Below are 22106 nucleotides of genomic sequence, written 5' to 3'. Positions count from 1 at the left end.
CTAGACCTCCTGGACCTCGAGGCTCGCCTCCAGGCGGCCTTCACCCTCGAGGTAGCGGATGGGGAGCGCCAGCTCCACCCGCCCCCCTTCCCCGTAGAGGGCCTGGACCACGGGGGCGTAGCGGGCCTCCACCACCTGGCGGCGTACCTTGCGGGTGCGGGTGATCTCCTCGTCGTCCGGGTGGAGCTCCTTGGGCAGGATGGCGAAGCGCTGGATGCGAAGCTTCTCGGGAAGGGTCCGGTTCACCATGCGGATCTCCTCGGCGATGAGGGCCCGCACCTCGAGCCTTTCGGTGAGGGAGAGGTAGGTGGTGAAGGGGATGCCCCGGCGCCGGGCCCAGTTCTGCACGTTCTCGGGGTCTATCTCTATGAGGGCGGTGACGAAGGGCTTCCCGTGGCCTAGCACGATGGCCTCCCGGATGTAGGGGGAGTACTTTAGGCGGTTTTCCAGGAACTGGGGGGCGAACCGGGTCCCGTCCTGCAGGGCCCCCACCTCCTTCACCCGCCCGAGGACGATGAGGTGGCCCCGCTCGTCCAAGGTCCCCGCGTCCCCCGTGCGCAGGAAGCCGTCCTCCGTGAAAGCCTCCCGGGTGGCCCCTTCCGCCCTGAAGTAGCCCTGGAAGACCTGGGGCCCCCGCACCAGGATCTCCCCCTCCTCGCTCAAGCGGAGCTCCGTCCCCGGCAAGGGGGGGCCCACGGTCTCCGGGGGGGCATCCCCCGTGCGGTGGGCGGTGGTGGCCGCGGCGGTCTCCGACTGGCCGTAGACCTGGCGGATGTCCACCCCTAGGGCGCGGAAGAAGGTGAAGACCTCGGGGCCCAAAGGCGCCCCCCCCGTCACCGCAATCCGGCAGGCGGCAAGCCCGAGCCGGGCCCGGATGGGCCTCGCCACGAGGGGGTAGAAGAGGGCCCGCTTGAGATTGAGCCAAGGCCCCACCTTTTCCCCCCGGAACTCCCGCCTCGCCCCCTCCAGGAGGGCCGCCATGCCAGCCCGGAAGAAGAAGGCCTTGAGGGGGTCGGCGTCCGCCATGCGGCTTTGCACCAGGCTCGCCATATCCTCCCACAGCCTCGGGGGGGCCAGGAAGAAGTCGGGCTGGACTTCCTTAAGGTCCTCCCTTAGGGTCAGGGGGTCTTCGGGGAAGTGGACCACCGAGCCCTCGAGGAGGGCCTGGACCACGGTGAGCATCTGCTCCCCGATCCAGGGAAGGGGCAGGTAGCTGAAGACCCAGGCCCCCTTCTGGAAGCCCAAAGCCTCCCTCAGGACCAGGTGGCCCGCGATGAGGTTCTGGTGGGAAAGCATGGCCAGCTTGCTCCGGCCCGTGGTCCCCGAGGTGGGGGCGAGGAGGGCCGTCTCCTCGGGGCGGCGCCTTTCCAGGTGGGGAAGGGCCTCCTCGGGGTTGGAGAAGGCGCGGCTAAAGGGCTGCACCTTCCCCTGGAAGTGGCGGCGCATCCCCGCCTCCTCCCACACCAGGACGAAGTCCAAAAGGTGCAGGTGGGGATAGACCTTGTCCAGTTGCTCCTCGTCGGAGACCACGATGCCCCTCGCCCCCGTGAACTCCAGGAAGTAGCCCACCTCCTCGGGCATGGCGTCGGCGTAGATGCCCAGGGGCAAAGCCCCTAGGACCTGGGCCGCAAGTTCGGCCTCCACCCACTCGGGGGCGTTGTGGCCCAGGATGGCCAAGACCTCCCCCTCCTTAAGCCCTAAGGCCCCAAGCCCCGCCGCCAGGCCCAAGACCCTCTCCCAAAGCGCCTTCCAGGAGGTCTTCTGCCACACCCCAAGCCGCTTTACCCGGAGGGCGGGGGCTTGGGGCTGGGTTTCCGCATTGCGATGGAGATATTCCAGAAGCGTTCCCTGCACGCGCCACCTCTAGGCTTGGCCCAGGTAGGCCTCCACCACCCTGGGGTCCTCCTGCACACCTTCCGGGGGGCCCTCGTAAAGCACCTCCCCGTAGGAGAGGACGAGAACCCGGTCGGAAAGCTCCAGCACCGCCCTAAGGTCATGCTCCACCCAAAGGAGGGTGACCCCCCACTCCAGGCGGGCGTCCAGGAGGAAGCGGGCCAGGTCCTGCTTCTCCTCCAGGGCCAGCCCCGCCATGGGCTCGTCCAGGAGGAGGAGCTTGGGCCTGCCGGCCAGGGCCCGGGCCACCTCCACCCGCTTCTGCAGGCCGTAGGGGAGCATCCCCGCGGGCAGATGCCGGTAGGGGGCAAGGTGGAGGTAGTCCAGGACCTCCTCCGCCCAGGCCCTAAGGGCCCACTCCCGCTCCGCCCGGGGGAGGCCCATGGGGTAGGTGGGAAGGGCCAGCTCGGCCCCTAGCTTCACGTTCTCCAAGACGCTCATCCCCCGGAAGAGCTCGAGGCCCTGGAAGGTGCGCCCAAGGCCCATCCGGGCTCTTTCCTGGGGGCTTTTCCCCTTCAGGTTCTGCCCCAGGAAGGCCACCTCCCCCCGCTCCGGCTCGTAGACCCCCGAGAGGACGTTTAGGAGGGTGGTCTTCCCCGCCCCGTTGGGGCCGATGACCGCGTAGAAGGCGCCCTCCTCCACCCGGAAGGAAACCCCGTTTAGGGCCTTCACCCCCCGGAAGGAGAGGTGGAGGTTCTGGGCTTCCAGGATCACACCCACCGCTTCCTCCTCCGGTAGCGCTTGGCCTCGCGGAAGCCCACCACTTCCTTGCCCAGGTAGAATTCCATCACGTCCTGGTCCGCCATGGCCGCCTTGGCGTCCCCCTCAAAGACCACCCGGCCCCGCTCCAGCACGTAGACCCGGTCCACCACCCCCAAGGCAGCGCGGGCGTTTTGCTCCACCAGGAGGAGGCTTAGCTCCTTTTCCCGCCTTAGGGCGTCCAGGGTGGCCATAACCTCCGCCACCAGCTTAGGGGCAAGGCCCAAGGAGGGCTCGTCCACCACCAGGAGCTTGGGCTCCGTGAGGAGGGCCATGCCAAGGAGGAGCATCTGCTGCTCTCCCCCAGAGAGGTAGCCCGCCTGCTCCTCCCGGCGCTCGTAAAGACGGGGAAAGCGGGCGAAGACCTCCTCTATACCCTCCCTGAGCTCCCTCGCCCCTAAGCGGTGGCCCGCGGCCACTAGGTTCTCCAGAGGAGTAAGGTGGCGGAAGATGGGGCGGCCTTCCAGGAGGGCGGTGAGCCCCAGGGCGGAAAGCCGGACCGGGTCCAGGTGGGTGGCCTCCCGGCCATCTAGGCGGATGTGGCCGTCCAGGACCCGGCCTTCAAACTTGGGGAGAAGCCCGGCCACCGCCCGAACCAGGGTGCTCTTCCCGGCCCCGTTGGGCCCGAGGAGGGCCACCGCCTCCCCCGGGCCCACCCTTAAGGAAACCCCGTCCAGGGCCAGGATCACCCCCCGGTAGACCGCCTTGAGGTTTTCCACCAGGAGTTCCATCACACCCTCTCAATCTCGCGCTGGCCGAAGAGCCCGTAGGGCCGTACCAGGAGGACCAGGAGGACCACCAGGAAGGGCAGGGCCTCGGTGAACCCGGGGAGGACCGCCTCCACGTAGCGCTGGGAAAGGGCCTCCAGCACCCCCAGGAGGAACCCCGCCACCAGCGCCCCCCCCACGGAGTCCAGCCCCCCCAGGATGGCCACGGGGAAGACCTTGAGGCCGAAGACCACCAGGTTGTGCCCCACCCCGCTGGCCGCGGCCAGGAGGGCCCCCGCCAAGGTGGCGAGGAGGGCGGAAAGCCCCCAGACCCCGGCCAGGATGCGGGCGGTGGGGATGCCCAGGGCCAAGGCGGCCACCTCCCGTTCCGAGATGGCCCGCACCAGGACCCCGTAGCGGCTTTTCCGGAGGAGGTAGAGGAGGAAAAGCCCCACGGGAAGGGCCAGGAGGAGGTTCCAGACCGCCCTCGAGGGCACGAACACCCCCCCCGCCTCAAAGCCCAGCTCGGGGAGGCCCGTGGGGAGGTACTTGAGGTCGGGGCCCCAAAGGAGCTGGGTGCCCCCGTCCAGGACCGCGGCCAGGCCGATGGTGGCCATGATCACCGCCACCACGTTCCGCCCAAGGAGGGGCCGCACGAAGCCCCGCTCCACCAAAAGCCCGAAGAGAAAGGCCGGGGGCAGGGCCAGGAGGAGGGCCGGAAGGAGGGGCAGGAAGAGGCTTAGGGTGTAGGTAAGGTAGGCCCCCACCAGCAAAAACTCCCCGATGGCGAAGTTCACCACGCTGGTGGCCCGGTAGACCAGGACGAAGCCTAGGGCCAGAAGGCCGTAGAGCGCTCCGTTGGTGAGCCCCCCGATGAGGTAGGGTAGGAGGTCGGTCATGCCAGGTTGAGCCAGTCGGTGATGGCGTCAAACCGCCCCTTGGCCACGTTGGCCCGGTAGAGCTTGGTGTAGGGTAGGCGGTGGTTCACGAAGCGGTAGCTCCGCTGGAGGCCGAGGCCGTTGTAGTCCTCGAGCTTCTCCAGGTACTCCACCAGCCCCGCCCGGGTGAGCTTGCCCGCCCCCGCGGCCCGGCGGAGGGCCTCGGCCACCGCCAGCACCACGCCTAGGCTGCCCATGTAGTAGGTGGGGCGGTAGGAGGTGTCCCGGCCCTTCCTTTGCCGGAACTTCCGCATCTCGTCCACGATGGGCACCAGGGTGTCGTACCAGTAGGCGTTGTGGTAGGTGACGGTGAAGCCTTCGGCCGCGGGGCCCGCCCGCTGGATGAGGAGGGGCTCGGCGGAGTAGTAGGTGCCCATGAACTTGGCCCTAAGCCCCTGCTCCCGGGCGGTGCGGAGGATGAGGGGCTCGGCGGAGAGGGCGTAGCCCTGGAGGATGACGAAGTCCGGGTTGGCCCGGCGGAGGTTCAGGGCGATGGGGGTGGCGTCGGTGAGGGCGGGGGGCGTGACCTCCTCGTGGACCACCTCCATCCCCAGGGCTTTGGCCCGCTCTTTGGCGTAGGGGATGGGGTCGCGGCCGAACTCGGTGTTGGAGTAGACCAGGGCGATGCGGGCCCGGGCCTTTTCCAGGCGGATCTGCCGCAGGAGGGCCTCCACCATGTCGTTGTAGGTGGGGCCAAAGACGAAGATGGTGGGGTAGGTCTTGGGGTCAGCGAGCTCGCTGGCGAAGCTGGTGGCGGAGTAGGGGAGGCCGATGCGGGCGATCTCCGGGGCTAGGGCCTTGGAAAGCCCCGTGGAGTCCCCATAGACGAAGAGGAGCTCATCGGGCCGCTCCCGGTTTATCACCCGGTTGAAGGCCGCCGTACCCTTGGCCACATCGTAGCCCGTGTCCTCCACGAGGAGCTCCAGCTTGCGACCGGCGATGCCCCCTTGGACCTCGTTCACGTACTCCACCCCGTCCACGAACCCCTCCCGCCCCGCGTTGCCCGCGAAGGCGAAGGGTCCGGTGAGGGGGAGGAGGGTGGCCATCTTCACCGGCCGAGCCTGGGCCCGGGCGAAGAAGGGGATGCCCAAACCTAGAAGCGAACCCACACCGACCTTCTGCAAAAACTCCCTGCGCTTCATGGAAGCCTCCTTTCTCCCTCTTGTTTGGCCCCAAGCATACATGGCCTTGGGGTTCCTGGCAAGGGGTGACTACCGACCGGTTGGTAACCTCACCATAGCGCCCCACCGCCTACGCGTCAAGCCGTAGCATGGGGCCATGGCCCGCTGGCACCGGGTTTTCCGCCGCTGGGTTTTGGCCCGGCACTACCGTTTCGCCCGGGAGGAGCTTGTCCCCCACTTCTTTGATGCCCTCACCGCCTACGCCTTGGAGCTTGCCCGCCTGGGAGTACCCCACGCAGCAGAAGCAGTGGCCGCCCTGAGGGAGCTCAGGACCCTCCCCCTCCCCAGCTTCACGGGGGAGGTGGAGGACGCCTTCTTCTCCATAGAGGCCCAGCTTCTAGAGCACTGGGGGGAGGAGGTGGCGGGGGCCTTACGTCGGGGCTTAAGCCGCAACGACCTGGACCTCACCGTGTTTCGGGCCTACCTCCGGGACCGGACCCTGGCCCTTTTGGGGGACCTCTTGCGGTTGCGCAAGGCCCTTTTGGGAAGGGCCCAGGCTCACTTTGGGGTGCCCATGGTGCTCTCCACCCACCACCGCCCCGCCCAGCCCACCACCCTGGACCACTACCTCCTGGGGGTGGAGGCCCTTCTGGCCCGGGACACGGGGCGGCTCTTCCAGGCCCTCGAGGTCGTGGACCGCTCCCCTTTAGGGGCCAGCGCCCTGGCGGGAAGCCCCTACCCCGTGGACCGGAGGCGGCTTGCCCACCTCCTCGGCTTTGCGGGGCCGGTGGAGCACACCCTGGACGCGGTGGCCTCCGGGGACTACGCCTTGGAGCTTTCCTCGGCCATGGCCCTTTTGGGGGCGAGCCTCACCCGCCTCGCCGCCGACCTTCTCCGCTGGGCGGAGGAGGGGGCCTTTTTGGTGGGGGAAAGCCTAGCCCAAGGCTCCAGCTTCATGCCCCAGAAGCGGAACCCCGTGGTCCTGGAGCATGCCCGCATCTACGCGGCCCGCCTCCTCGGGGGTATGGGGACCCTTCTCGCCCTCAACCACAACACCCCCTTCACCGACCTCAACGACCACTCCACCGGGGTCTTGGAGCCCCTTTCGGCCCTTCTCGAGGCGGGGGAGGGGGCCTTGGAGCTCCTCCGGGTGGCCCTGGAGGAAAGCCAGTTCGTGGAGGAAAGGCTTCTTTCCGAGCTTTCCCCCGAGGTCATGGCCTCGGAGGCGGTGGACCTTTTGGTGCGGAAAGGGCTGCCCCTTCGGGAGGCCTACGCCCGGGTGAAGGCCGCCCTTCCCGGGGTGCGCCCGGAGACCTTAGGGGTGGATCGGGAGGAGCTTATGGGCTGGATGGGCCTCGAGGCCTTCTTCGCCCGCCGGGAGGTCCTGGGCGGGGTGGGGCCGGGGGCGCGGCGGAAGGCTTTGGGGGAGGCGGAAAGGCGCTTAAAGGAGGACCAAAGGCGTCTAGGCGCCCTTAGGGCCCGGGTGCGCGCCGCCCGGCTTCTCCTGGCCCGGGGCTTGGAGAACCCCAAGCCGCAGGAAGGCCAGGAGGGTGAGGTAGGCCAGGGGTAAGTAAAAGAGGAGGAGGGGGAAAAGCAGAGGCCAGTAGGCGGAAAACCTCGATTCCCAGCCCCTCCCCCAGGGTCTGGGCCGCCAGGGTGAGGGCGGCCAAGGGGAAGACCAGGCCCCAAAGCCCGGGGTTGGAGCCCAGCCGCACCCGGTGGAGGAGGCTTTCCAGGAGGAGGGCCAAGGACAGGAGGAGCCACCACCCCCCAAGCCCAAATAGGGCTGCCCCCAGAAGGTAAAGCCCCTGGGGGAAGGGGGCTAGGCCTGCCGCTTCGGCGCCCTGGAAAAGGCGGATAGGGGCCAGAATTCCCACCCCCACGGGGGCCAGGCCCACGAAGAGGCTGGGGATGAGTTCGTGGGCAGGGCGTTCATGGACGTAGAGGCGGCCGAAAAGATTGGCCCCTACCCAGAGGAAGAGGACCAGGCCAAGCCCCAGGAAGAGGAGGTTTGCGTAAAACGCTTCCCGGGCCCAGGGCCCTAAGGCGGGGAGGAGCCCGCCCCCCACCAGGGGCACCACCAGGCTGGACACCGGGGGGATGAGCCAGGTTCCGTTGGCGCTTTCTAGGGGAAGGCGGAGGCGGCTTGCCGTGAGGAAGCCAATGAGGAGGCTGGTGGTCAGCACGAGGAGGGCCCCCACCACGTAGAGGCCCAAAGCCAGACCCCTCCAGTGCGGGTAAAGCCCCTGGGTGGCCAGGGAGAGGAGAGGGTGGTGGAGGTCCTGCCAGGCCCGTTCTGGGTGGCGAAGGAGCTTGCCCAAGAAGAAGACCAGGCTGAGAGGAACCAATACCAGGCCAAAGCGTACGCCGCCTGGGCCAGGAGGGGAAGGCCGAAGGCCTTGAGGGCCAAGGCCACCCCGCTTCCCCCCATGACCGCGGCGAACCAGCTGGGGTTGAAGGCGGCCAGGCTCCGCATATCCCCCATCTTCAGATAGGGGGGTGGGGTATGTCAAGAGAGCCGGAAGCTTTCCACGGTCCGCCGGATCCCCTCCTCAAAGCCCACCTTGGGCCGCCAGCCGTGGGCCATGAGCTTGGCGGGGGAGAGGACGCTCCTTTCCAGGTCCCCGGGGCGCGGGGGAGCGGGGTGGACCTCAGGGGTCCGCCCCGCGGCCTCGGCCACGGCCTTTAGGACCTCGAGGGTGGTCCGCCCCTCCCCGGTGCCCACGTTGTACACACCTTCCAGGGAGAAGAGGGCAAGCCGGTGGGCCTCGGCCACGTCCCCCACGAAAATGTAGTCCCGCACGCACCCCTCGTCCCCCGGGGTCTTGCGGGCGTAGAGGGTCACGGGCTCTCCCTTAAGCACCCGCCCGGCGAAGATGGCCACCACCCCCGCCTCCCCGTGGGGGTCCTGCCGGGGGCCAAAGACGTTGCCGTAGCGCAGGGAAACCCACCTCAGCCCGTAGTTCTGCCCGTAGGCGGAAAGGTAGTGCTCAAAGGCGGCCTTGCTGGCCGCGTAGGGGCTTTTGGGCTTGGGAGGCCAGGTCTCCTCCGCGGCCTCCCCCTCCGGCACCTCCCCGTAGATGGCCCCGCCGGTGGAGGCGAAGACCAGCTTCTCCACCCCGTACTTCCGGGCGAGCTCCAAGAGGTTCATCCCCCCCACCAGGTTCACCGCAAAGTCCAGAAGGGGGTCTTCCACGCTCACCTTCACCGAGGCCTGGGCCGCCTGGTGGGAGAGGTGGGTGGGGCGGAAGTCCCGGAAGGCCCTTTCCAGGGCCTCCCGGTCCCTTAGGTCTACTTCGTAGAAAGGCACGCCTTTCGGAACGTTTGCCCGCTTGCCTGTGGAGAGGTTGTCCAGGACCGCCACCTCGAGGCCCGCCTGCAGGAGGTCCTCCACGATGTGGCTGCCGATGAAGCCCGCTCCGCCCGTGACGAGAACGCGCATGGGGTAAGCCTACCTTCTCCCGGGCCCCCCGTCAATAAAATGGGCACGTGGAGCCCTTTTTCCTCCTTAGGGAATGGGGCAGGAAAAGCCCCGCCTGCCCCGCCTGCGGCATGCCCAGGCCCCTGGCGGAGGAGGTTCGCCGGGGGCGCCGCCATTGCCCGAAGGTGGCCTTCCGCGCTTGTCCCTTTGATCCCAGGAAGGGGCTTTGGCGCCAGCGCCGGTGAAGCCCCTAGCCGATCTTCACCTCGGGCTCGTTCCCGGGCCGCCACTTGATGGTGCAGCCGATGGCGGGGGCCTCCTTTAGGGGGGGCTCTTTCCCCTTCAGGAGGGCCTCGATAGCCTCTTTGAGGTCGTGGCTTTGCACCTCTTGGGGGAACTTGGGGTTGTCGTTCACCCGTCCGTGGTAGCGGAGGAGGCGCTTCTCGTCAAAGAGGAAGACCTCGGGGGTCCTGAGGGCCTTGTAGGCCTTGGCCACCTCCTGGGTTTCGTCCACCAGGTAGGGGAAGAAGATGCCGTGCTCCTTAGCGAAGGCCACCATGCCCTCGGGGCTGTCCTCGGGGTAGCGTTCCCAGTCGTTGGCGTTGATGCCCACAAAGGCCACCTGGCCCCGGTAGGCCTCTGCCAGTTCCACCAGCTCCCGGATGGAGCCCTTCACGTAGGGGCAGTGGTTGCACATGAAGACCACGGCGAGAAGGGGCTCGTTTAACTGGGAAAGCCGGTACCGACCCCCCCGGGGGTCAGGAAGCTCCGCGTCAATGAGGGGGCTTTCCAGGGGAAGCTCAGGGTACTGGAGCATGGCCCCATGCTACCGGGGGATGGTTGGGGAAGGCAAGGGCGGAGGGTATAATCCCTTCCTAAGGAGGGCGTTATGGAAAGGCGGCGGTTCTTGGCCAAGGTGGGCGTGGGGCTTGCGGCGAGCGCTTTTTTCAGCGCCCGGGCCCAGGTAAGCCCCCAGGTGCGCTGGCGCCTGGCCTCCAGCTATCCCCGGAGCCTAGACACCCTTTATGGCGGCGCGGAGGACCTGGCGGCCCGGGTGGCGGAGCTCACGGGGGGGCGGTTCCAGATCCGGGTCTACCAGGCGGGGGAGATCGTGCCCGGGGGGCAGGTGCTGGACGCGGTGCAGCAGGGCACGGTGGAGGCCGGGCACACCTACGGGCCCTTCTACGTGGGAAAGAACCCGGCCTTGGCCTTTGACGGGGGCGTCCCCTTCGGCATGACCTACCGCCAGCACAACGCCTGGATGCTCTTTGGGGGTGGGCTGGAGCTTTTGCGGGGGCTTTACGCCGACTTCGGGGTGATCTCCTTCCCCGGGGGGAACACCGGGGCCCAGATGGGGGGATGGTTCCGGAAGGAGATCAAGGGCCTTCCTGACCTCAAGGGCCTTAGGATGCGCATCCCGGGCCTTGGGGGGCTCGTGATGGGGCGGCTTGGGGTGGTGCCCCAGACCCTGGCCGCGGGGGACATCTACCCTGCCCTGGAGCGGGGCACCATTGACGCCACGGAGTTCTCCGGGCCCTACGATGACGAGAAGCTGGGCTTTTACAAGGTGGCCCGCTACTACTACTACCCCTCCTTCTGGGAACCCTCCGCCCAGCTTTCCTTCCTGGTTTCCTTGAAGGAGTGGCAGCGCCTGCCCAAGGAGTTCCAGGAGGCCTTCCAGGTGGCCGCCCAGGAGGTCAACCTCACCATGATGGCCAAGTACGACGCGGCGAACCCCAAGGCCCTGGACCGCCTCCTGAAGGCCGGGGTGCGCCTCCGGAAGTGGCCCGCGGAGATCATGAAGAAGGCCCTGGAAGAGGCCCGGGCCCTTTACGAGGAGCAGGCGGCCAAGGACGCCACCTACCGCAAGATCTACACCGCTTACTGGGCCTTCCGAGGGGAGCAGTACCGCTGGTTCGCGGTGGCCGAGCTGGGCTACGAGACCTTCGCTTTCCCGAGCCTCTAGTCCAGCTTCTCTAGCCGTACGGCGCTCACCTTGTACTCCGGAATGCGGCTTAAGGGGTCCAGGGCGTCTTGGGTGAGGCGGTTGGCGGGGGCTTCGGCGAAGTGGAAGGGGGCGTAGACCACCCCTTCGGGGGTGCGCTCCGTCACCCAGGCCCGGGCCTGGATCCGCCCCCGGCGGCTCACCACCTGGATCCGTTCCCCATCGGCGATGCCCAGGCGGGCGGCGTCCTGGGGGTTTACCTCCACCTTGAGCTCGGGGTAGGCGGCCTCGAGGCGGCTGTTCCGGCTTAGGGTCCCCCCGTGCCAGTGGAAGAGGACCCGGCCCGTGGAGAGGGTGAGGGGGTAAGCCTCGTCGGGGGTCTCCGCCGGGGGGGTATAGTCCACGGGGAAGAAGCGGGCCCGGCCTGAGGGGGTGTTGAAGCGCTCCCGGAAGAGCACCGCCTCCCCGGGGTGGTCCTCGGAAGGGCAGGGCCAGCGCACCCCTTCCTTTTCCAGCCTGCGGTAGCCGATGCCCCCCATCATTGCCGGCAGGGCCCGCCGAATCTCCTCCCAGATGGCCTCGGGGCCCTCGTGGAGGGGCCAGGGCCGCCGGGTCAGGGCGGCGAGCCTTCGCCCCAGCTCCCGGGTGATCCACCAGTCGGGCCGAGCCTCCCCCGGGGGCTCCAGGACCTTCCGCACCCGCTGGACCCGGCGGTCGGTGTTGGTGAAGGTGCCCTCTTTTTCCAGGAAGCTGGCCGCGGGGAAGACCACGTCTGCAAAGGGGGTGGTCTCGTTCTCCAGGATGTCCTGGACGATGAGGAGGGGAAGGGCCTCCAGCTTGGCCTTGGTGTGGTCCTGGAAGGGTTCGGAGGTCACGGGGTCCTCCCCGATGAGGTAGATGGCCTTCACCTCGGGGATGGCCTCAAAGACCTCCGTCATCCGTAGACCCGGCTTGGGGCTTAGGGGGATGCCCCAGAAGGCTTCAAACCGCTTCCGAGCCTCTTCCTCCGCCACCTTGGCGTAGCCAGGGAGGACGTCGGGCAGGGCCCCCATGTCCCCCGCCCCCTGGACGTTGTTCTGGCCCCGTAAGGGGTTCAGCCCCGCCCCCTCCCGGCCCACCTTGCCCGTGGCCAGGGCCATGTTCACCAGGGCCTGGGCGGTGGCTGTGCCCTTGGTGTGCTGGGTGACCCCCATGGCCCAGTAGGCCCCGGCCCGCTCCGTGGTGGCGTAGAGGCGGGCGGCCTCCCGGATCCTTTCCGCCGGCACCCCCGTGACCTCCTCCGCCCGCTCCGGGGTATAGGGGGCCAGGCTTTCCGCCCAGGCCTGGAAGCCCTCCGTGCGCTCCTCCACGTAGGCCCGGTCCCAAAGGCCCTCCTCCACCACCACCCGGGCCATGGCGTTGAGGAGGAAGAGGTCCGTACCCGGGCGCACCCGGAGCCACAGGGTGGCGGCCTCGGCCATGCCGGTGTACCGGGGGTCCACCACGATCATCCTGGCCCCTTGGCGCACCCTTTTCTTGATCATGGCGGCGATGACCGGGTGGGTTTCCGTGGTGTTGGAGCCCACCACCAGGAAGAGGTCGGTCTTCCAGATGTCCTCCAGGGGGTTGGTCATGCTGGCCCCACCCAAAGCGCGGCTTAGGGCCGCGGTGCTGGAGGAGTGACAGAGCCTCGAGCAGTGGTCCACGTTGTGGGTGGAAAGGAGGACCCGGGCCAGCTTCTGGGCCAGGTAGACCTCCTCGTTGGTGGTCTTGGCGGAGGGGAAGACCGCCAGGGCCTCCGGGCCGTGGGCTTTTAGGGTCTCGTAGAGCCGGCCTGCGGCAAAGTCCAGGGCCTCCTCCCAGCTTGCCCGCCGCAAAGGGGCCCCCTTCTTTTCCCGGAGCATGGGGTAGAGGAGGCGCTTCCCCGAGAAGGGGAAGTCCAGGCCGAAGCGGCCCTTCACGCAGAGGGCCCCGTGGTTGGGGGGGAGGTCCGGGGCCAGGACCCGGACCACCCGTCCCCCCCGCACCTCAGGCTCCAGCTGGCAGCCCACGCCGCAGTAGGGGCAGGTGGTGCGCATTTCACACCTCCGTAAGGGGCCTTAGGGCCCCCGTAGGGCAGACCTGGACGCAGTTGCCGCAGAAAACGCAAGGGGTTTCCGGCAGGGGGCGGTCCAGGGGGGTGGTGGGGTGGGCGAAAAGGCCCCTTCCCGCCAGGGTGAGGGCGTAGACCCCCATGATCCCGTCCCCGCAGGCGTCCACGCACCGGCGGCAGTTGACGCACTTGGCATAGTCCCGAAGGAAGAAGGGGTTGTCCTGGGTGGGTGCCCGCCCCTTTCGGTCCGGCACCTTGCCCCAGCGCCCGGGCTCCGCCCCCAGGGCCTCGGCCAGCGCTTTCAGTTCCGGAGCCAGGCTAAGGTCGGTGGTGAGGAAGAGCCACTCCAGGAGGGTCTTCCGGAGGGACCGGAGTCCTGGGGTATCGCTTTTCACCTCCATCCCCTCCCGGGCCTCCGTGGCACAGGCGGGGCTTGGGCGGCCATCCACCTCCACCAGGCAAAGGCGGCAGAGCCCCCGGGTTTCCGTGTGGGGGTGGTGGCAGAGGGTAGGAACCCGGACCACTTCCAAAAGGAGCGCCCCTTCCCCTGCCTCCACTTCCTTTCCGTCCACCTTAAGTCGCACCTTCCACCTCCAACAAGCTCCGGTAGGCCCAGTGGGCGGACTGGCCGAGGCCGCAGAGGCTTCCCTTTAGGGTAGCGGCCAGGTCCTCCACCAGGTCCAAGTCCCGCACCCGGTTTTGGACCAGGGCGAGCTGGACCGTGGTCCCCAAAGGGCAGGGGAAGCACTTGCCGCAGGACTCTTCCTGGAAGAAGTGGGCCAGCTCTTCCAGCACCGCCCAGAGGTCCACCCCCTTGCCGAAGGCCACCACCGCCCCCGCCCCCAGGGGAAGCCGTTCCCGGTAGCGCAAGGGGAAGGCGAAGTCCCGGGTGAAGACCCCCGCCGCCCCCCCCAGGAGGACGGCCTGGAGCTCTTCCGGCTCTCCTCCAGCCCGCCTTAGGGCCTCCCCCAAGGGGGTGCCTAAGGGGAGCTCGTATAGGCCGGGGTTGGCCACGTCCCCGCTTACGGAGAAGAGCTTGGGCTCCGCCCGCTTCCAGCCTTCCAGGTCCTCCAGGAGGCGGGGGATGGCGGCCAGGGTCTCCACGTTCTGCACCGCGGTGGGCCGGCCCCAGAGCCCCTTTTCCACGGGAAAGGGGGGCTTCAGGCGGGGCTCGGCCCGCTTCCCCTCCATGGACTCCAAAAGGGCCGTCTCCTCCCCGCAAATGTAGAGCCCCCCGCTGGGGAAGATCTCGGTGGGCACCAGGAGAAGACCCACCTCTTCCAGGGTGCGGATGGCCTCCCTAAGCTCTGCCATGGCTTTCTGGAACTCTTCCCGTATATATAGGTAGACCCGGCTCGCCCCCACGGCCCAGCCGGCCAAAAGGGCTCCCTCTAGGACCAGAAAGGGGTGGTGTTCCAGGAGAAAGCGGTCCTTGAAGTTGCCCGGTTCGGACTCGTCCCCGTTCACCACCAGGTAGCGGGGGGGCTCCCCTTGGGCCACGGCTCGGAGCTTCAGGTGGGTGGGGAAGGCAGCCCCGCCCCGGCCCAAAAGCCCCGCTTCCTCCACCGCCTTTAGAAGGGCCTCCGGGGTGAGATCCCCCCTTCGGGCGGCCTCCAGGGCTCTAAGCCCCCCCTGGGCCCGGTAGGCCTCCAGGGTGTCCGTGGGCTCTGGGGGGAGGAGCCTTTCCCCGTGGCCCAGACGGAAGGGAAGGCGGAAGGTGGCGAAGGGCTCGGCCTGCCCCCCCACCTCAACCCACCGCGTTCCCCTCTCCAGCCGCACGTAGGCCGGGGCCAGGGCCTCGAGGCCCAAGGGGGGATAGGTGCCCACGGTGTTCTCCAGGAGGTCCTTAACCCCCCGGGCCCGGGCCACGGGGTCGTCCACCAGGTAGCGGCCTTCCCGTACCTCCCTGTAGCGCGGGTAGTAGCGCACCACCCCCCAGGCCTGGGCCAGGCTCACCCCCGCCAGGCGGGCCGCCTCCGCAACGCCTTCCTCCGTAAGGGGAAGGCGAGCGTCCAGAAGGGGCAGGAGACCCGGTTTTTCCATGGCCTTAGCTTAAAGGATCCTGAGGCCTGGGAAGCGGGCGAGGAGGGCCTCCCGGAAGCTTGAGAAGAGGCTTTCCGCCACCAGGGCCACCACCGCCCCCCCAAACCCCGCCCCCGTGAGCTTGGCCCCCAAGGCCCCGGCCCTTAGGGCCTCCTCCACCAGGGTGTCCAGCTCTGGGAAGCTCACCTCGTAGTCCCGGGCCAGGGAGCGGTGGCTTTGGGTCATGAGCTCGCCGAAGGCCCGGGCGTCCCCCCGCCTCAGGGCCTCCACCCCCCTAAGGACCCTCAAGTTCTCCCCCACCACGTGCCGGGCCCGGCGGTCCAGGGGGCTTGGGAGGCTTTCCACAAGGCAGAGGTCGGCCACGTCCCTTAGGGTCTTCACCCCAAGCCGCCTGGCCGCCTCCTCGGCCTCCCGCCGCCTCTCGTTGTAGCCCGACTCGGCGAGCCGCCGCCCAAGCCCGAGGTCCAAAACCGCCACCCGCACCCCCGGGGGCAGGGGCAGGTTCTCGTGGGCCAGGGTGCGGGTGTCCAGGAAGAGGGCCTGGCCCACCTGGCCCAGGCTCGAGGCCATCTGGTCCATGATCCCGCACCGCACCCCCACGTACTCCGCCTCGGCTTTCCGGGCGAGGAGGGCCACCTCCAGGTCGGGAAGGGGCAGGCGGTAAAGCGCCCTTAGGGCCTTAAGCGCCGCCACCTCCAGCGCGGCCGAGCTGGAAAGGCCTGCCCCCATGGGGAGGTCGCTCCGGATGTAAAACCGGGCCCCCTCCACCCGGTGCCCGGCCTCCCTTAGGGCCCACACCACCCCGAGGAGGTAGTCCAGGAAGTCCCCTTGCGGGCCTCCTCCTAAGGGCCTTGCCCTTAGCTCCCGCAGGTTCTCGCTGTAGGCCTCCACCCGGCCCTCAGCCCGGCCGGCCTCCACCCGGGTGAAGTAGGGGAGGGGGGTGGGGAGGACGTAGCCTTCCTGGTAGTCCGTGTGCTCCCCCAGGAGGTTCACCCGGCCGGGGGCCTGGGCGCTGGCCTCCGGGGGGGTGCCGAAAACTTCTTGGAAGCCCATGCCTCCATTATGGGCAAAGGGCCTTCCGGTTGTGGTCCAAAAGGGCGAGGTAGGTGGGGACCTTGGCGTCCAGGGTATCGGTGTAGAGGAGGGCCACCCGGGCCCCCGTGGCCTCCGCCAGGGCCTTCAGGGCCTGGCCCCGGAACTGGGGTTCCGCCAGGATGAGCCTCACCCCTTCCCGCTTGGCCTTCTGGACCAGCTCAAGGAAGGCCCGGCTCCCCTTTTCCTGGGCGCTGGAGGTGGCCAGCGTCCCCACGATCTCTAGGCCATAGCGCCGGGCGAAGTAGCGGAAGGCGTCGTGCTGGGCGATGGCCTTCACCCCTTTAAGCCCGCAGGCCCTAAAGGTCTGGTCCCGTCTCGCCACCTCTTCCCGGAAGCGGGCCAGGTTGGCCCGGTACGTCCTTTCCCCTTGGGGGTCCAGCCGGGTGAGCTCCTGGGCGATCTTCTCCGCGTAGCGCAGGGCGTAGGTGGGGTCCAGCCAGAGATGGGGATCGCAGGGGCCATGGGCGTGGTCTTCGGGCCCCTCTCCCTGCCCTTCCTCGCAGATGAGGTCCTTTTCCCCCTCCCCAAGCTGCACCACCCGGGCTCCCTTGGGTAGGAGGTTTTGGAGCTTGGGGAGGAAGGGCTCGAGCCCAAGCCCGTTGGCGAAGAGCACCTTGGCCTGGGCCAGGGCTTTGGCAGTGGAAGGGGTGGGGTCAAAGGTGTGGGGGTCGGCCCCGGAAGGGATGACGCTTACCACCCGTACCCTTTCCCCCCCCACCTGGCGCACCAGGTCGGCCAGGATGGGGGTGGTGGCGGCCACCTGCACCTGGGCCAGTACGGGCGAGAGGACCAGAACCAGGAGGGCAAGAACCCGGCTCATGTGTAGAATGATAAACCATTATCAACAAAAGTCAAGCCCTTAAAGACCGAACCCCCCGGGTTGGTCCGGGGGGTTCTTGGGAAATGGGAGCCCCTGACGGGGAAGCATCTCGTGCAACTATCGCGAGCGGCCTTGGTAGGAGGATGTCAGCATGAAGTCGCAATCCCCTGACGGGGAAGCATCTCGTGCAACCCCCTGCGCCGGGAGCCCTCTACATTGGCGGGGACGGCTGGGTCGCAATCCCCTGACGGGGAAGCATCTCGTGCAACTCGAACATCAGCGAGGCCTATGTGTACGACAGCCTGGAGTCGCAATCCCCTGACGGGGAAGCATCTCGTGCAACATTCCCTATGAGGTCTTGGCCTTCTTCCCCGAGCTGGGCGGGGTCGCAATCCCCTGACGGGGAAGCATCTCGTGCAACTGAAGGTCGGGGAGGCCCTGGCCCAGTACGGCATCGGGAAGTCGCAATCCCCTGACGGGGAAGCATCTCGTGCAACCTACGCCAAGCGCGAGGCGTGCGGTCTTTTTGACATCGTCGCAATCCCCTGACGGGGAAGCATCTCGTGCAACTCTACCCCCCTAGGAGAACCGTTCTGGACGCTGTGGCCAGAGGGGGGTTTTGTGAGAAAGATGAAGATTGGAATATACACAAGCCGTATAAGGCCATTTTTTGGGGATTTGGCCCCATGATTAACGTACTGCAGGAGGGGCGATGAGAGGTAAAAGGCGCATATTCGCGTGCCAGATGAGGTTAAGTTGTCAAGATCCCCTGCCGGAACCCCGGCTTTGGGGGCATGTTACCAGGGTTGGACCCGGTATGTCAAGGGTCGGTAGATGGCCTTCTAGACGTGGCTTTCAGATTTTTTGGAAAAAACATTTCTGCAGCATAAGTCTAGAAGGTAAAACTTTTACTTACGCAAGTAAAAAGGAGTGTATGTTCCCCTCTCCAGCAGGGCCCCCTTCAGGCGGTCTGCCTGTACCTGGATGAGCTCGGCGTAAGGCTTGCGGAAGCCCAAGGGGTGGGTTCGGGCGCCGATGGTTGCGGGTGGCCAAGGCCCAGAAGGGAGTAGAATCTTGGCAAATGGACCTTAAGGCTCTTCACAAAAAGCATGTCCTCACCCCCTGGGTGGCCCAAGGCCCCCTGGACCCTCCCGTGGTGGTCCGGGGGGAAGGGGTTTGGCTTTGGGACCAGGAGGGGCGGCGCTACCTGGACCTTTCCAGCGGCCTGGTGGCCGTGAACCTGGGCCATGGCCACCCTAGGCTGGTCCAGGCCATCGCCGAGCAGGCCGCCACCCTGGCCTACGCCGCCCCGAGCCTCTTCCACGACAAGAGGGCCCTTCTCGCGGAGGCCCTTTCCCGGCTCGCCCCCTGGCCGGAAGGGGCGAGGGTCTTCTTCACCCCCTCGGGCACCGAGGCCAACGAGGACGCCATAAAGTTCGTCCGGCACCTCACGGGCCGGTTTAAGGTCCTCTCCGCCTACCGCTCCTTCCACGGGGCTACCCATGCCTCCGCTACCCTCACGGGGGAGAACCGGCGCTGGCCGGCGGAGCCCGGGGTCCCGGGGGTGGTCCACTTCTTCGCCCCCTACCCCTACCGGAGCCCCTTCTACACGGAAGACCCCAAGGAGGAGGTAAGGAGGGCCCTGGAGCACCTGGAGCGGGTCCTCCTCCACGAGGACCCCAAGCGGGTGGCGGCGATCTTCCTCGAGCCCGTGGTGGGGTCCAACGGGGTCATCGTTTACCCGGAGGGGTATCTGGAGGGGGTCCGGGCCCTTTGTGACCGTCACGGCATCCTCCTGGTTTTTGACGAGGTCATGACCGGCTTTGGCCGGGTGGGGGCGGCCTTTGCCGCGGAGCGCTTTGGGGTGGTGCCGGACATGATCACCTTCGCCAAGGGGGTGACCTCCGCCTACGTGCCCCTAGGGGGGGTCCTGGTGCGGGAGGGTCTGGCCCGGGCCTTTGACGAAACCCCCCTCCCCACGGGCCACACCTACGCGGGCCACCCCCTGGCGGTGGCGGCGGGGCTCGCTGCCCTAAGGGCCTACCAGGAGGAGGGGCTTTTTGAGCGGGCAAGGCGCATGGAGCCCTTCTTCCGGGAGGCCCTTTCTGCCCTCCTCGCCCACCCCTGGGTGGGGGAGGTGCGGGGGATGGGGGCCTTCTTTGGGGTGGAGCTGGTGCGGGATCGGGAGAGCAAGGAGCCCCTCTCCCCCTGGCACGCCCCCTTCAGCCCCCCCATGCAGGCCTTGCTCAAGGCGCTTTTGGCTGAAGGGGTCTACCTCCTCGCCAAGCACAACCTCCTGGTGGTGGCCCCGCCCCTCACCATCCGGGAGGAGGAGTTCCGGGAGGGGGTGGAGCGCCTGGGCCGGGCCCTTAGGCGGGTGGAGGCGGAGGTTGTAAGTTAGGGGGGTGCGGCGCTACAGCGACCTTCTAGACCTTCTCCGGAGCCTGGAGGGCCGCCCCTACCCCGCCTACAAGGACCTGAAGGGGGGCTGGGTGGGGGAGGGGTTTGTTCTCCGCTTCGTCCACGTGCAGGGGGACCCCTTCGCCACCCCCTCGGTCCTGGAGGTGCGCTACCCCAAGGAGGCCCTAGGCCCCTTAAGGGTCTACGCCCACGAGGCGGGCCGGGTGGCGGTGGAGGATTTCCTCTTAAGGAGCCTAAGGGACCGCCTCCGCACCCTGCCCCATGTGGGGGGCTCGGGGGCCTCGGGGCGGGTGAGCGTGGCGGTGGAAAGCCCCAAGGTCCTGAGGCGGGCGGGGGCCCATTTGGGCGAGGGGCTTTCCTTGCGCTTCCGGGTGGGCCTCCCCGCGGCGGGGCGGCGCATCCTGGGGAGGGAGGCGGAGCGGCTTTTTCGCGCGTTGGGAGAGGCCTTGAGGGGCTTCCTCCCTGACCTGGACCGGAAGGCCCTTCTCGCCCACGTGCACCAGGCGGAGGACCACCGGGCCATCCAGGGGGCCCTTAAGGCCCGGGGCCTGGTGGCCTTCGTGGGGGAGGGGAGCCTTCTCCCCCGGCAGAGCGGGGTGAGCCAGGCTCCCCTAAAGGGGGCCATCCCCTTCCAGAGCCCTCCTTCCCTACGGGTGGCCTTCCGCACCCCCCACCGGGGGGAGGTCTTGGGCATGGGCCTTCCCGAGGGGCTTACCCTCATCACCGGGGGCGGGTTCCACGGGAAGACCACCCTCCTCGAGGCCCTGGTCCACGGGGTTTTCCCCCACATCCCCGGGGACGGGCGGGAGTGGGTGGTGACCCGCAAGGGGGCTCAAAGGGTCCAGTCGGAGGACGGGCGGAGCGTGGTGGGGGTGGACCTGAGGCCCTTCGTGCACGACCTGCCCCTGGGCCAGGACACCCGCTTCTTCTCCACGGAGGACGCCTCGGGCTCCACCAGCCTGGCGGCGGGGATCCTGGAGGCCCTCGAGGCCGGGGCGGAGGTCCTCCTCCTGGACGAGGACACCTCGGCCACCAACCTCCTGGTGCGGGACGCCCGCATGCAGGCCCTGGTGCGGCGGGAGACCCTCACCCCCCTCCTGGACCGGGTGGGGGACCTAAAGGCCCTGGGGGCGAGCCTGGTCCTGGTGGTGGGGGGGGTGGGGGACTACCTGGAGCTTGCGGACACCGTGGTCCTCATGGAGGCGTACCGGGCGAAAGAGGTGACCCTCGAGGCCCGCCAGGTGGCCCAGGCCCACCCCACGGGCCGGGTCTTCGGCGAGCCCCGCTACCCCCTACGGGTGGCCCTCCGCGCCCCGCTTCCCGAGAGCTTTGACCCTAGGCGGGGCCGGAAGGAGCGGGTGAAGGGCCGGGGCTTGAGGGAGCTCCTCTTTGGGGAAGAGGTGGTGGACCTCTCCGCCTTGGACCTCTTTGAGGAGGCCCAGGTGCGCGCCTTGGGGGCCCTCTTCAAGCGCCTCCGGGACCTTGCGGACGGGAAGACCCCCCTAAAGGCCCTGGTGGAGCGGGCGCTTTCGGGCGTGGAGGACCTCTTCGCCCTGGAGGAGGCCCCCGAGCTTGCCGAGGTGCGCCCCTTGGAACTTTCCGCCGCGGTGGACCGGCTGCGGAGCCTCGAGGTGCGGCCGGTTTCTGAGGGATAGCCCCTTTCCGGCCAATACTTTCAGATTAGAGGAATCCCCACGGGGTTCGGAGGTAAAGCGGCCAACCCCCTTTTACGCCCCCCTTGCCCGGCAAGGGTAGCGCCTCTGAACCAATCTTGCTTAAAATGAGGCGAAGTATGTCCAGCCACCTGGAGCGTGAAAGGGCCCTTCGTTTCTACCGGTTCCTCCAGGACTACGCTTTGGTCCGTTTCCCTTACCTGAGAGACTTGGAGGACGTGCGGTGGTCTCTTTGGCTGGAGGAGCTTCCCCAACACCCTTCCATCCAGGTTAACCGCCTTCTTGCTGAGGGCCAGGAGGAGGATCCGGGCGTTTACCTACGAGTCCGAAGGCCCAAGCTTTCCGCTCCCCCAGAGCCCCCTGCGCTCCTTAGGGAGTGGCTTGAGCCAGGGTGGGAGGATCCCTTTTCTGAACCCCGCCTACACCCTGAGCGCAGCCTTCCCGATGTCGATGGGAAAAGCCGGGTTGTTCGCTTTGAGGAGGTGAGGGGGGGAAAGGAGGCTTGGGCATCCTGGTTAGAAGAGTGGGAGGTCTGGGCCCGCGACGAGCGGATAGCCCGAAGGGCACACGATGTATACGAGAAGACCTATGGCCTATATGGTGATCTGCAGCGCGAGTCCGAACGCTACGAGCTCGTCCTAGGGAATGGCATTCTCAGTTGGTCGGGCCGCTGGGGCTCTCTTTATGTCCCTTTGCTCCTTGTTCCTGTTCAGCTAGAGTTTAACCCCAAAGAGCCGGAGTTTATCGTAAGGGATGCGGGTAAAGAGCTCCAGCTGTATACCGCTGGCTAACTCCGGTGTCCTCGCTTCCATTCAGGAGGAGCTAGCCTCGGGCCAGCTCCGGGTGCATCCCCTAGGGGATGGGGATACCTCGGGGTTTCTGCGGCGCCTTGTCCAGTCCCTTTCCCCGGATGGGGAGTACATCGGAAAGGAGAAGCCGGATAGGGGTTCCAGGAAGCCCCAGGTAGGGCGCTACCCTGTGCTCTTCATTCGGGAGCGGATGCAGGGCTATTCCAGGGCTATAGAGCTCCTCCTCGAGGACCTAAAAGAGGAGGAGGTGGAACTCCCGGGCCACATCAAGGTGATTCTGGGTATTCCTAAAGGGGAAGGTGCCCGCTCCGGCGCAGGCGGTTTAAGCGCCGGGACTTCCCGGGAGAAGGGGGATTCAGGGGATATCCTCTTTACCAAGCCCTGGAACCG

General features: G+C 67.7%; 20 protein-coding genes, 1 pseudogene and 1 CRISPR repeat array. Of the genes and pseudogenes, 7 read left to right on the top strand and 14 right to left on the bottom strand.

What is annotated here, in order from left to right; genetic code table 11:
• The 5 genes from WKI94_RS02450 to WKI94_RS02430 are packed head-to-tail and all read right to left on the bottom strand — an operon-like array spanning window position 1 to window position 5439.
• Window positions 1-1854 (bottom strand): AMP-binding protein, encoded by a 1854-nt coding sequence (locus tag WKI94_RS02450; protein WP_337844187.1) that lies wholly within the window; start codon window positions 1852-1854, stop codon window positions 1-3.
• Between the two features lie 9 nt (window positions 1855-1863).
• Window positions 1864-2613: an ABC transporter ATP-binding protein gene (locus tag WKI94_RS02445; protein WP_337844186.1), complete on the bottom strand. Its 750-nt coding sequence runs from the start codon at window positions 2611-2613 to the stop codon at window positions 1864-1866.
• Window positions 2604-3383: an ABC transporter ATP-binding protein gene (locus WKI94_RS02440; protein ID WP_337844185.1), complete on the bottom strand. Its 780-nt coding sequence runs from the start codon at window positions 3381-3383 to the stop codon at window positions 2604-2606. Before WKI94_RS02440 ends, WKI94_RS02445 begins: the two co-directional genes overlap by 10 nt.
• Complete coding sequence (locus WKI94_RS02435) at window positions 3383-4258, bottom strand: branched-chain amino acid ABC transporter permease (RefSeq protein ID WP_337844184.1); 876 nt, start codon at window positions 4256-4258, stop codon at window positions 3383-3385. The genes WKI94_RS02440 and WKI94_RS02435 overlap by 1 nt, the downstream gene beginning before the upstream one ends.
• Window positions 4255-5439, bottom strand: a complete 1185-nt coding sequence (locus WKI94_RS02430) for an ABC transporter substrate-binding protein (protein WP_337844183.1) — start codon at window positions 5437-5439, stop codon at window positions 4255-4257. Before WKI94_RS02430 ends, WKI94_RS02435 begins: the two co-directional genes overlap by 4 nt.
• A gap of 136 nt (window positions 5440-5575) precedes the next feature.
• Between WKI94_RS02430 and WKI94_RS02425 the strand changes: the two genes are divergently transcribed.
• Window positions 5576-6988: a lyase family protein gene (locus tag WKI94_RS02425; protein WP_337844182.1), complete on the top strand. Its 1413-nt coding sequence runs from the start codon at window positions 5576-5578 to the stop codon at window positions 6986-6988.
• Here the strand turns inward: WKI94_RS02425 and WKI94_RS02420 are convergent.
• Together WKI94_RS02420 and WKI94_RS02415 are read right to left on the bottom strand one after the other, a co-directional pair.
• Window positions 6891-7766, bottom strand: coding sequence for a C4-dicarboxylate transporter (locus tag WKI94_RS02420; RefSeq protein WP_337844181.1), 876 nt, complete (start codon window positions 7764-7766; stop codon window positions 6891-6893). The two genes, WKI94_RS02425 and WKI94_RS02420, sit on opposite strands and share 98 nt — an antisense overlap.
• 161 nt (window positions 7767-7927) lie before the next feature.
• Complete coding sequence (locus tag WKI94_RS02415) at window positions 7928-8860, bottom strand: NAD-dependent epimerase/dehydratase family protein (protein WP_337844180.1); 933 nt, start codon at window positions 8858-8860, stop codon at window positions 7928-7930.
• 47 nt (window positions 8861-8907) lie between these two features.
• Between WKI94_RS02415 and WKI94_RS02410 the strand changes: the two genes are divergently transcribed.
• Window positions 8908-9084, top strand: a complete 177-nt coding sequence (locus tag WKI94_RS02410; RefSeq protein ID WP_337844179.1) for a hypothetical protein — start codon at window positions 8908-8910, stop codon at window positions 9082-9084.
• A 5-nt stretch (window positions 9085-9089) separates the two neighbouring features.
• Here the strand turns inward: WKI94_RS02410 and WKI94_RS02405 are convergent, their stop codons facing one another.
• Window positions 9090-9656, bottom strand: coding sequence for a thioredoxin family protein (locus tag WKI94_RS02405; protein WP_337844178.1), 567 nt, complete (start codon window positions 9654-9656; stop codon window positions 9090-9092).
• 72 nt (window positions 9657-9728) lie between these two features.
• Between WKI94_RS02405 and WKI94_RS02400 the strand changes: the two genes are divergently transcribed.
• Complete coding sequence (locus WKI94_RS02400; protein ID WP_337844177.1) at window positions 9729-10805, top strand: ABC transporter substrate-binding protein; 1077 nt, start codon at window positions 9729-9731, stop codon at window positions 10803-10805.
• Here the strand turns inward: WKI94_RS02400 and fdhF are convergent.
• The 6 genes and pseudogenes from fdhF to WKI94_RS02370 form a co-directional block, all read right to left on the bottom strand.
• Window positions 10802-12841, bottom strand: coding sequence for a formate dehydrogenase subunit alpha (gene fdhF / locus WKI94_RS02395; protein ID WP_337844176.1), 2040 nt, complete (start codon window positions 12839-12841; stop codon window positions 10802-10804). The genes WKI94_RS02400 and fdhF overlap by 4 nt on opposite strands.
• 1 nt (window position 12842) lies before the next feature.
• Window positions 12843-13439, bottom strand: coding sequence for a 2Fe-2S iron-sulfur cluster-binding protein (locus WKI94_RS02390; RefSeq protein ID WP_337844175.1), 597 nt, complete (start codon window positions 13437-13439; stop codon window positions 12843-12845).
• A complete protein-coding gene (locus tag WKI94_RS02385) occupies window positions 13429-14898 on the bottom strand; it encodes an NADH-ubiquinone oxidoreductase-F iron-sulfur binding region domain-containing protein (RefSeq protein ID WP_337844174.1) in 1470 nt (489 codons plus the stop codon). The genes WKI94_RS02390 and WKI94_RS02385 overlap by 11 nt, the downstream gene beginning before the upstream one ends.
• Before the next feature lie 9 nt (window positions 14899-14907).
• Window positions 14908-15951, bottom strand: a complete 1044-nt coding sequence (gene galK, locus WKI94_RS02380; RefSeq protein ID WP_337844173.1) for a galactokinase — start codon at window positions 15949-15951, stop codon at window positions 14908-14910.
• 7 nt (window positions 15952-15958) lie between these two features.
• Complete coding sequence (locus tag WKI94_RS02375; RefSeq protein WP_337844172.1) at window positions 15959-16813, bottom strand: metal ABC transporter substrate-binding protein; 855 nt, start codon at window positions 16811-16813, stop codon at window positions 15959-15961.
• A gap of 82 nt (window positions 16814-16895) precedes the next feature.
• A CRISPR array of direct repeats spans window positions 16896-17383; the repeat unit is 36 nt; unit sequence GTCGCAATCCCCTGACGGGGAAGCATCTCGTGCAAC.
• A 338-nt stretch (window positions 17384-17721) separates the two neighbouring features.
• Window positions 17722-17838 (bottom strand): annotated as a pseudogene (locus WKI94_RS02370) (CRISPR-associated protein Cas1); the annotation flags it as partial.
• A gap of 56 nt (window positions 17839-17894) precedes the next feature.
• On the opposite strand from WKI94_RS02370, the gene WKI94_RS02365 reads away from it, so the two are divergent.
• From WKI94_RS02365 to WKI94_RS02350, 4 genes are all read left to right on the top strand, one after another.
• Window positions 17895-19214, top strand: coding sequence for an aminotransferase class III-fold pyridoxal phosphate-dependent enzyme (locus WKI94_RS02365; RefSeq protein WP_337844171.1), 1320 nt, complete (start codon window positions 17895-17897; stop codon window positions 19212-19214).
• A 4-nt stretch (window positions 19215-19218) separates the two neighbouring features.
• On the top strand, window positions 19219-20889 hold the full coding sequence (locus WKI94_RS02360) for an ABC-ATPase domain-containing protein (RefSeq protein WP_337844170.1): 1671 nt from the start codon (window positions 19219-19221) through the stop codon (window positions 20887-20889).
• Window positions 20890-21026: 137 nt separating this feature from the next.
• Window positions 21027-21698: a hypothetical protein gene (locus WKI94_RS02355; protein ID WP_337844169.1), complete on the top strand. Its 672-nt coding sequence runs from the start codon at window positions 21027-21029 to the stop codon at window positions 21696-21698.
• A gap of 208 nt (window positions 21699-21906) precedes the next feature.
• The coding region (locus tag WKI94_RS02350) for a hypothetical protein (protein WP_337844168.1) at window positions 21907-22106 on the top strand (200 nt) is incomplete at its 3' end.

Origin of the sequence: Thermus sp. (assembly GCF_037444525.1) — a bacterium.
Classification (GTDB): Bacteria; Deinococcota; Deinococci; order Deinococcales; family Thermaceae; genus Thermus.
This window is presented reverse-complemented; position numbering and strand designations above follow the sequence as displayed.

Excerpts from the sequence above, each read along its gene's own strand:
- WKI94_RS02440 (WP_337844185.1), bottom strand. The coding sequence starts at position 3,383 with ATGGAACTCCTGGTGGAAAACCTCAAGGCGGTCTACCGGGGGGTGATC.
- WKI94_RS02435 (WP_337844184.1), bottom strand. The coding sequence starts at position 4,258 with ATGACCGACCTCCTACCCTACCTCATCGGGGGGCTCACCAACGGAGCG.
- WKI94_RS02430 (WP_337844183.1), bottom strand. The coding sequence starts at position 5,439 with ATGAAGCGCAGGGAGTTTTTGCAGAAGGTCGGTGTGGGTTCGCTTCTA.
- WKI94_RS02425 (WP_337844182.1), top strand. The coding sequence starts at position 5,576 with ATGGCCCGCTGGCACCGGGTTTTCCGCCGCTGGGTTTTGGCCCGGCAC.
- WKI94_RS02415 (WP_337844180.1), bottom strand. The coding sequence starts at position 8,860 with ATGCGCGTTCTCGTCACGGGCGGAGCGGGCTTCATCGGCAGCCACATC.
- WKI94_RS02405 (WP_337844178.1), bottom strand. The coding sequence starts at position 9,656 with ATGCTCCAGTACCCTGAGCTTCCCCTGGAAAGCCCCCTCATTGACGCG.
- WKI94_RS02400 (WP_337844177.1), top strand. The coding sequence starts at position 9,729 with ATGGAAAGGCGGCGGTTCTTGGCCAAGGTGGGCGTGGGGCTTGCGGCG.
- fdhF (WP_337844176.1), bottom strand. The coding sequence starts at position 12,841 with ATGCGCACCACCTGCCCCTACTGCGGCGTGGGCTGCCAGCTGGAGCCT.
- WKI94_RS02385 (WP_337844174.1), bottom strand. The coding sequence starts at position 14,898 with ATGGAAAAACCGGGTCTCCTGCCCCTTCTGGACGCTCGCCTTCCCCTT.
- galK (WP_337844173.1), bottom strand. The coding sequence starts at position 15,951 with ATGGGCTTCCAAGAAGTTTTCGGCACCCCCCCGGAGGCCAGCGCCCAG.
- WKI94_RS02375 (WP_337844172.1), bottom strand. The coding sequence starts at position 16,813 with ATGAGCCGGGTTCTTGCCCTCCTGGTTCTGGTCCTCTCGCCCGTACTG.
- WKI94_RS02365 (WP_337844171.1), top strand. The coding sequence starts at position 17,895 with ATGGACCTTAAGGCTCTTCACAAAAAGCATGTCCTCACCCCCTGGGTG.
- WKI94_RS02355 (WP_337844169.1), top strand. The coding sequence starts at position 21,027 with ATGTCCAGCCACCTGGAGCGTGAAAGGGCCCTTCGTTTCTACCGGTTC.